The organism is Amycolatopsis sp. NPDC006131 (genome assembly GCF_040614175.1).
Lineage (GTDB): Bacteria > Actinomycetota > Actinomycetes > Mycobacteriales > Pseudonocardiaceae > Amycolatopsis_E > Amycolatopsis_E tucumanensis.
In genome coordinates, this window is record NZ_JBEXTX010000197.1 from 1 (window position 1) to 8251 (window position 8251).

Sequence of the window (8251 nt, forward strand, 5' to 3'; positions counted from 1 at the left end):
CTGACGGCCGCGGAACCGAACTTCCCTGAACTGACCGGTAACCACGGCGAAATCAGGCCCCGAACGTCCCTCGCGGACGGCGGGGCCTGATCGCGGCTGGGGGTAGCCGCCGCCCGGCTGCTGCCCGTAGGGGCCCGGCTGGCCCTGCTGCCCGTAGGGGCCTTGCTGCCCGTAGGGCCCGGGCTGTTGCGGCGGGTAGGTCATGATCGGGTTACCCCTTCTCGGATGGGTGGGCTCAGGACTCGTCGACGCACCAGTTCGACCCCTGTCGTTTCAGCGGCATCTTCGCATTTTGCTGGTCGCCGTTGTAACGCAGCGCGACCGGCACCTTGGCGGTGTCGCCGGTGATCTCGGCCGGGCCGGAGATGGTCGCCTGCAGCTCGGTCGCCGCGTCCCACTGGGACTGCAGCGAGGACACCTCGCTCTCGCTGGCGCCGCCGCAGGTCAGCGCGGCGTACCGGCTGGCGCTGCGGGCGTTCATGGCGTCCACGACCTGCTGCGCGACGCTGTCCGCGCCGCCGGTGCCGCCACCGCCGGCCGCGGTGGAACCGGTCGTGCGGGACGAGCGGGACGACGGCGCGGCGGGGGTCGAGGAGTTCGCGCGCGCGGTGGGGCTCGCGGCCGAGGAAGAGCCCGCGGCGGCCGTGGTGGTGCCGCCGTTCTCCTCGTCGCCGCCGAGCGTGAGCACCAGCGTGACAGCCACGCCGGCGACCACGACCACGGCCGCCGCGATGCCGGCGATCAGGCCGGTCTTCTTCTTCGGCGGCTCACCGCCCGGGCCGCCGAAGCCGCCCCCAGTGTCAAAGCCGCCGGCGCCGAAGCCGGGAGCGCCGTGGCCCGGAGCGCCGTGGCCCGGAGCGCCGAACTGCTGCGTCGTGCCGGCGAACCCGGGCGGCGGCGTCTGCGGTTGCTGCGGCGGCTGGGGCGCGCCCTGCGGGTAGCCGGGCTGCCGCGGTCCGCCCTGGGGGTGTCCGGGCTGCTGCCCGTACGGGCCCGGCTGTCCGTAGGGGCCCTGGGGCCCGGGCCGGCCCGGGCCGTGCGGCGGGTAGGTCATGGACGGCCGTCTCCTCGTTCACGTCGGGTGTCTGCCTGCCTTCGACGCGCCGAAGCGGCATCCGGTTTCTCCCCGGACGCGAACCGGGGCTGTAACGCGAGCGATCGTAGCGCCGATATCGGACAACTCGATCTTGGCCGCCCGGCGTGGCGGCCCGCGATCCGGTGCGGCGACGTGAAAACCGCCCGGGTTTGAAGAAGGAGGAGAAGGGGAAGACGCCCTGTGAATGTCCTGTAAAGCCTTGGTTGGGTGGTCGTGACATGAGTGAATCGCTCACCGCCCGGATGGCCGCTGTTGGTGGCCGGGTGGCTACTGTCCGTAGTTTTTCGAGCGGTTCGCCGACCGCCCGCCGGGACGCCTGTGTAACGGTTCCGTCCGGGTTCGTGATGCGACGCGCCGATCCTGTGATGCGGATAGGGCTTTTCATGTCGGTGATCGCCGGTACCGTGGGTTAAAAGCACTCCGAGGAGGTGCCGACATGCAACACGACCTTCCCGGAGGTCGGCACGAGGACGCCGACCCTTCAGAGATCAGTGGAGCTGGAACGACGCCGGACGAGCAGGCGCGGCAGGTCCGCTTCCTGGAAGAGGAAGTGGCTCTGCTGCGGCGGAAACTAACCGAATCACCCCGTCAGAACCGTGTGCTGGAACAGCGCCTCGCCGAGGCGTCGGAACGAGTCGCCCAGCTCACGGAGCGGAACAACAAGCTCGTGGAGACCCTCCGCGAGGCGCGGGGACAGCTCCTCGCGCTGCGCGAAGAGGTCGACCGGCTCGCCCAGCCCCCGAGCGGGTACGGCGTGTTCGTCGCCGCGTACGAGGACAACACCGTCGACGTGTTCACGGCAGGCCGCAAGATGCGGGTGTCCGTGTCGCCCGCGGTGGAGGTGGACTCCCTCCAGCGCGGTCAGGCGCTCCGGCTGAACGAGGCCCTGACCGTCGTCGAGGCGGGCGACTTCGAGCTCACCGGCGAGGTCTGCTCGCTGCGCGAGGTCCTGACGCCGGCCACGGAGGGTGGCAGCGCCCGCGCTCTCGTCGTCGGCCACGCCGACGAGGAGCGGGTGGTCTGGCTCTCCGACCCGCTGGCCGCGCAGACGCTCAAGCCGGGCGACTCGCTGCTGGTGGACTCGAAGGCGGGCTACGCCTACGAGCGCGTGCCCAAGGCCGAGGTCGAGGACCTCGTGCTGGAAGAGGTCCCGGACGTCCGGTACGAGGACATCGGTGGTCTCGGGCGGCAGATCGAGCAGATCCGCGACGCGGTGGAACTCCCGTTCCTGCACGCCGACCTCTACCGGGAGTACGAGCTGCGGCCGCCCAAGGGCGTCCTGCTCTACGGCCCGCCCGGTTGCGGCAAGACGCTGATCGCGAAGGCGGTCGCCAACTCGCTGGCCAAGAAGGTGGCCGAGGCACGCGGGGACGGCGACTCGAAGGACGCCAAGTCCTACTTCCTCAACATCAAGGGCCCGGAGCTGCTCAACAAGTTCGTCGGCGAGACCGAGCGGAGCATCCGCCTGATCTTCCAGCGGGCTCGGGAGAAGGCCTCCGACGGCACGCCCGTGATCGTGTTCTTCGACGAGATGGAGTCGATCTTCCGCACCCGCGGCAGCGGCGTCTCCTCGGACGTGGAGACCACGATCGTGCCGCAGCTGCTGGCCGAGATCGACGGTGTCGAGGGGCTGGAGAACGTCATCGTCATCGGCGCCTCCAACCGCGAGGACATGATCGACCCGGCGATCCTGCGGCCGGGCCGGCTGGACGTGAAGATCAAGATCGAGCGGCCGGACGCCGAGGGTGCGAAGGACATCTTCTCCAAGTACCTGACGCCGGGGCTGCCGATCCACGCCGACGACCTCGCCGAGTTCGGCGGGGACGCGCAGGCCACGATCGACGCGATGATCCAGAACACCGTCGAGCGGATGTACGAGGAGACGGACGAGAACCGGTTCCTCGAGGTCACCTACGCCAACGGTGACAAGGAGGTCCTGTACTTCCGCGACTTCAACTCGGGCGCGATGATCCAGAACATCGTGGACCGGGCGAAGAAGGCGGCGATCAAGTCGGTGCTGGAGACCAAGCAGCCCGGTCTGCGGGTGCAGCACCTGCTCGACGCGATCGTCGACGAGTTCGCGGAGAACGAGGACCTGCCCAACACCACCAACCCGGACGACTGGGCCCGGATCTCGGGCAAGAAGGGCGAGCGGATCGTCTACATCCGCACGCTGGTCACCGGGAAGAACCAGGAGTCCGGCCGCGTCATCGACACGGCCACGAACACCGGCCAGTACCTGTAACCACAGGTGGGCCAGGGGAGGCCGCCGATCCGTCCGGGTCGGCGGCCTCCGCCGTGTCAGGGGCGCGCCGCGCGCCGCCCCGCCCAGTAGGCGAGCAGCACCCCGCCGGCCACGACCAGCACGCACCCGATCATCAGGGGCACGTTCGGCCCGGCGCAGGACAGCGAGTCCGGCGTGCAGCTGCGGAACGGCCCGCCCTGGCCGCTGGAGTCGTACCGCTCCGCCGAGAACAGGAACACCAGCACCGCCATGCCGTGCACGGGGGCGAGGAGGACCGTCACGGCGACCGCGGCCGCGCCGCCGCGGAGCCGTCGGATGATCTTGTCGGGCACGTGGTGAAGACGCTTCCCGGCGGTTCCGGTTGCCCGGCGTGTCGTCCCGCGGCGGCCGTATAACGACCTATACTGCGCGCCATGACCGAGCCCGCGGCCGAGATCCGCGCCCCGATCACCGAAGCCGACGTCCTGACCTGGCTCGAGGAGACCGCGCAGGCGGTCCGCGCGCACGCCGTCCCGCCGGAGGAGCTGATCCGGCTGCTGGGGGAGTTGCGGCGCGCGTCGGCGGCCTGTGCCGACGCGTCGGACTGGGTGCTGCTGGCGGCGCGGGAGGAGGGGGCCAGCCTGCGCCAGATCGCGCCGGTCTTCGGCAAGGGCTACGTGCGGGCGCCGGCGGCGCGGCTGGAGAAGCTCCACCGGCAGGCGCTGAACTCCGAGCAGTGGCTGGACATCCTCCGTCAACGAGCATCAGGCGTATAACGACCTATACACGGCGGCTTTCGGCGAAAAACCACCGGCGGCCCGCTCCGCGGGCGACCCGGAAAAAACCCGCACGGAAAGGACAGTCCCCTGCGAATCGGACTCGGCCTGGCGGCCCTCGGGCGGCCCGCCTACATCAACCTCGGCCGGAGCAGCGAGCTCCCGGTCCGGCGGGACGTGCGGACGATGCGCGAGGCGACGTTCGCGGTGCTCGACGCGGCGTACGCGGCCGGTGTGCGCTGGATCGACGTCGCCCGCTCCTACGGCCGGGCCGAGGAGTTCCTGGCCGGGTGGCTGGCCGAGCGCGGCCACGGCGACCTCACCGTGTCCAGCAAGTGGGGCTACACCTACGTCGGCGGCTGGCGCATGGACGCCACGATGCACGAGGTGAAGGAGCACTCGGCGGGCGTGTTCTCCCGCCAGTGGACCGAAAGCCGCTCCCTGCTCGGCAACGCCATCAACCTCTACCAGGTGCACTCGCTCACCGTGGACAGCCCGCTGTTCACCGACGAGGCGCTGCAGCGGGCGCTGGCGGCGCTCAGCGACGACGGCGTGCGCGTCGGGTTCTCCACTTCCGGGCCGAAGCAGGCGGAGGTGATCCGGCGGGCGTTCGAGCTGGAAGTGGCCGGGCGGCCGGTGTTCTCGGCCGTGCAGTCGACCTGGAACCTGCTCGAACCGTCGGCAGGCCCGGCGCTCGCGGAGGCGCACGCGGCCGGGAACCTGGTGCTGGTCAAGGAAACCCTCGCCAACGGCAGGCTGGTGGTCAACCCGCCGCCCGCGATCACCCGCCTGGCGCAACGCTACGCAGTCGGCGCCGACGCGGTGGCGATCGCGGCGGTGCTGGCCCAGCCGTGGGCGGACACGGTCCTCATCGGCCCGTCCAGCCCGCAGCAGCTGGCCGCCAACCTCGCCGCGAACGGCGTCGACCTGCCACGGGGCGAACTCGCGGCGCTGCGGGCGCTGGCCGAGCCGCCGGAACGGTACTGGGATCGGCGATCCTCGCTGCAGTGGCAGTGAAGGCTTCGACTAATCTCAGCGCCCACAACGCATACTGAAGGGAACGTCACCGTGCGTCATGGAGGGATGGTGGTCCTGGCCGCGGTCGTGCTGACCGGGCTCACCGGGTGCGCGGATCGCCCGAACGACCTGGAGACCTACTACGACAAGCCGGCGGACGCGACGACGCCGGTGACGACGCCGTCGGTCTCGACGAGCGTCTCGGTCGGCCAGGCGGCGGCGAACACCCCGGTGAACCACATCGCCGAGGACGTGGCGGCGGCGGTGCTCACCAAGAGCGACCTGTCCGGCGAGGGCGTGCGGGAGGCGGCGGCCCGCGCCGCCAACGGATCCTGCTTCGACGCCGTGCCCGCCGGGGACCCGCGTGGCTCGACCTGGCTCTACAACAGCGGTTCCTCGCTGACGCAGCAGGTCACCGGCTACCTCGACCGCACCGCGGCCGAGGTGCTCGCGCAGGTCGACTGCGACGGCACGGCGCTGACGGTCGCCCGCCCGGCCGGCGCGGAGGCCGCGCGCGCCTGGTGCGACGGCACCACCTGCACGCTGCTGCTGGCCGGCGGGCACGTGCTGTCCGGCCTGCAGGTCACCGCGAGCACGCAGAACCGGGCCGCGGAAGCGGTGAAGGGCCTGGCGTCGCTGGCCGCCGGGAAGCTGCCGCGGAGCTGACCGCCCGGGCGGGAAAGCGCTACCCGCGGCGGAACCACTCGTGGATCGCGTGCCTGCCGTCGGGCACGAAAGGGCTTTCCGGGTCCTCCGCGAAGGCCCGCAGCTCGTCCAGGGGCATCCACCGGCCGGAGACGATTTCCTCCGGCTGGTGGACGACCGGGCCGTCCCAGCGCGCCTCGTAGGCGAAGTAGTGGCAGCGCACCGGCGGCTGCTCGAACGTGAACGTGAACAGGGGTCGCAGGGGCACGCCGCGCACGCCCAGTTCCTCGGCCAGCTCCCGTTCCGCGCCCTCGGCGGGTGTTTCGCCCGCCGCGACCACGCCACCCGCCCAGCAGTCGTACAGACCGGGGAAGACGTCCTTGTCCGGTGAGCGCCGGTGCACGTACACGCGGGAGCCGTCCCCGGAGCGCACCAGCACCAGCGTCGCGGCGTGCCAGAGCCCCTGTTCGCGCATGTCGGCGCGGCGCACCCGGCCCACGACCGCGCCCGCGGCGTCGTAGTGGGCGACCATTTCCTCAGCACTGCTCACCATCTTGAGCCAGCATGGCAGATCCGGGTGCTTTACCTGGTCGCAACCGGTGGCCCACTCACCGTTGCCGCCCGCGACCCGTAGGCTTGGGACATGCGGCGGATCATGGGAACCGAAGTCGAGTACGGCATCGCCGTGCCGGGCGACGCGACGGCCAATCCGGTACTGACATCGACGCAGGTCGTGCTGGCCTACGCGGCGGCGGCGGACATCCCGCGGGCGCGCCGCGCGCGGTGGGACTACGAGGTGGAGTCGCCGCTGCGCGACGCCCGTGGTTTCGACCTGGCCGGGCCCGGCGGGCCGGGGCACGACCCGGACGTGGAGGACCTCGGCGCGGCCAACGTCATCCTGACCAACGGCGCCCGGCTCTACGTCGACCACGCGCACCCGGAGTACTCGGCGCCCGAGGTGACCAACCCGCGGGACGGGGTCATCTGGGACAAGGCGGGCGAGCGGGTGATGGAGGAGGCCGCGATGCGGGCGGCCACCGTGCCCGGGCAGCCGGTGCTGCAGCTGTACAAGAACAACGTGGACGGCAAGGGCGCCAGCTACGGCACCCACGAGAACTACCTGATGGCCCGTTCGACGCCGTTCACCTCGGTGATCGCCGGGCTGACGCCGTTCTTCGTGTCCCGGCAGGTGGTGACCGGTTCCGGCCGGGTGGGTATCGGCCCGCAGGGTGAGGAGGCCGGCTTCCAGCTGTCGCAGCGTTCGGACTACATCGAGGTCGAGGTCGGCCTGGAGACGACGCTGAAGCGGGGGATCATCAACACCCGCGACGAGCCGCACGCGGACGCGGACAAGTACCGGCGGCTGCACGTCATCATCGGCGACGCGAACATGGCCGAGTACTCGACGTACCTGAAGCTGGGCACGACGGCGCTGGTGCTGGACATGATCGAGGCCGGTCAGCGGTTCGACGACCTGAAGCTGGACGAGCCGGTGCGGGCGGTGCACCAGATCAGCCACGACCCGACGCTGAAGACGAAGGTGGGGGTGGCGGGCGGCCGCAAGTACACCGGCCTCGACCTGCAGTTCGCCTACCACGAGCTGGCGGCGGCGCACCTGGAGCGCACGGGCGGGGACGCGGTGTCCAAGGAGGTGCTGCGGGTCTGGGGCGAGATCCTGGACGCGCTGGCGCGGGACCCCGCGGAGTGCGCGGACCGGCTGGACTGGCCCGCGAAGCTGCGCCTGCTGGAGGGCTACCGGCAGCGGGACAACCTGGGGTGGGCCGCGCCGCGGCTGCACCTGGTGGACCTGCAGTACTCGGACGTGCGGCTGCAGAAGGGCCTGTACAACCGCCTGGTGGCGCGCGGCTCGATGAAGCGGCTGGTCACCGAGGAGGAGGTGCAGGCGGCGATCACGAACCCGCCGGAGGACACGCGCGCCTACTTCCGCGGGCGGGCGCTGGAGAAGTACGCGACGTCGATCGCGGCCGCGTCGTGGGACTCGGTGATTTTCGACGTGGGCAAGGAGTCCCTGGTCAGGATCCCGACGCTGGAGCCGCTGCGGGGCACGAAGGCGCACGTCGGCCGGCTGCTGGACGAGTCGGAGACGGCCGAGGAACTGGTCGAGGCGCTGACGGGTTCCGACTGACCGCAGCGGGAAAACCACCGATTGTCGTGGTCTCTGGGTAGGCTAGGGACAGGACTCACCGGGAGGCGAGATGGCTCAGGAGAAGATCGAGAAGCACGGTGGCGGCGGCTCCGACGACGAGGTCGAGGGTGGTGCCCCGGCCGGCCAGGAACGCCGCGAGAAGCTGGGTGAGGACGTCGACACGATCCTGGACGAGATCGACGACGTGCTCGAGGAGAACGCCGAGGACTTCGTGCGCGCCTACGTGCAAAAGGGCGGCGAGTAACCGCTCACCCGCGGCCACTAGGGTGGTCGCACCGAGTAGCTTGTAGTGCCGGCTGTCGCGCTTCCGCGGGTGTTTCGCCCGC

The 8251-nt window shown here is 71.0% G+C and carries 9 protein-coding genes; 6 read left to right on the forward strand and 3 right to left on the reverse strand.

Annotated elements, in window-relative coordinates:
- Positions 1-235 precede the first annotated feature (235 nt).
- Complete coding sequence (locus ABZ215_RS42650) at positions 236-1054, reverse strand: hypothetical protein (RefSeq protein ID WP_354956583.1); 819 nt, start codon at positions 1052-1054, stop codon at positions 236-238.
- A gap of 478 nt (positions 1055-1532) precedes the next feature.
- Between ABZ215_RS42650 and arc the strand changes: the two genes are divergently transcribed.
- The gene (gene arc / locus ABZ215_RS42655; RefSeq protein ID WP_026153131.1) at positions 1533-3341 is read left to right on the forward strand and encodes a proteasome ATPase; all 1809 of its coding nucleotides are present in this window, start codon (positions 1533-1535) and stop codon (positions 3339-3341) included.
- 56 nt (positions 3342-3397) lie between these two features.
- Here the strand turns inward: arc and ABZ215_RS42660 are convergent, their stop codons facing one another.
- Complete coding sequence (locus tag ABZ215_RS42660; RefSeq protein WP_237334946.1) at positions 3398-3673, reverse strand: hypothetical protein; 276 nt, start codon at positions 3671-3673, stop codon at positions 3398-3400.
- 81 nt (positions 3674-3754) lie between these two features.
- Here ABZ215_RS42660 and ABZ215_RS42665 point away from each other — a divergent pair, with 81 nt between their 5' ends.
- From ABZ215_RS42665 to ABZ215_RS42675, 3 genes are all read left to right on the forward strand, one after another.
- Positions 3755-4096, forward strand: a complete 342-nt coding sequence (locus tag ABZ215_RS42665) for a hypothetical protein (RefSeq protein ID WP_354956586.1) — start codon at positions 3755-3757, stop codon at positions 4094-4096.
- A 90-nt stretch (positions 4097-4186) separates the two neighbouring features.
- Entirely contained in the window at positions 4187-5113 is a 927-nt protein-coding gene (locus tag ABZ215_RS42670) for an aldo/keto reductase (protein ID WP_027936580.1), read from the forward strand.
- Positions 5114-5179: 66 nt separating this feature from the next.
- Entirely contained in the window at positions 5180-5779 is a 600-nt protein-coding gene (locus tag ABZ215_RS42675) for a hypothetical protein (RefSeq protein ID WP_354711292.1), read from the forward strand.
- A 19-nt stretch (positions 5780-5798) separates the two neighbouring features.
- On the opposite strand, the gene ABZ215_RS42680 is transcribed toward ABZ215_RS42675, so the two are convergent.
- Positions 5799-6308, reverse strand: a complete 510-nt coding sequence (locus ABZ215_RS42680; RefSeq protein ID WP_237335128.1) for an NUDIX domain-containing protein — start codon at positions 6306-6308, stop codon at positions 5799-5801.
- A 93-nt stretch (positions 6309-6401) separates the two neighbouring features.
- Here ABZ215_RS42680 and dop point away from each other — a divergent pair, with 93 nt between their 5' ends.
- Positions 6402-7904 (forward strand): depupylase/deamidase Dop, encoded by a 1503-nt coding sequence (dop, locus tag ABZ215_RS42685; protein WP_020422790.1) that lies wholly within the window; start codon positions 6402-6404, stop codon positions 7902-7904.
- Positions 7905-7974: 70 nt separating this feature from the next.
- Positions 7975-8169, forward strand: coding sequence for a ubiquitin-like protein Pup (locus ABZ215_RS42690; RefSeq protein ID WP_017982463.1), 195 nt, complete (start codon positions 7975-7977; stop codon positions 8167-8169).
- The last annotated feature ends 82 nt before the right edge of the window (positions 8170-8251 follow it).

Coding starts and splice junctions, on each gene's coding strand:
- ABZ215_RS42650 (WP_354956583.1), bottom strand. CDS start 1,054: ATGACCTACCCGCCGCACGGCCCGGGCCGGCCCGGGCCCCAGGGCCCC.
- arc (WP_026153131.1), top strand. CDS start 1,533: ATGCAACACGACCTTCCCGGAGGTCGGCACGAGGACGCCGACCCTTCA.
- ABZ215_RS42665 (WP_354956586.1), top strand. CDS start 3,755: ATGACCGAGCCCGCGGCCGAGATCCGCGCCCCGATCACCGAAGCCGAC.
- ABZ215_RS42675 (WP_354711292.1), top strand. CDS start 5,180: ATGGTGGTCCTGGCCGCGGTCGTGCTGACCGGGCTCACCGGGTGCGCG.
- dop (WP_020422790.1), top strand. CDS start 6,402: ATGCGGCGGATCATGGGAACCGAAGTCGAGTACGGCATCGCCGTGCCG.
- ABZ215_RS42690 (WP_017982463.1), top strand. CDS start 7,975: ATGGCTCAGGAGAAGATCGAGAAGCACGGTGGCGGCGGCTCCGACGAC.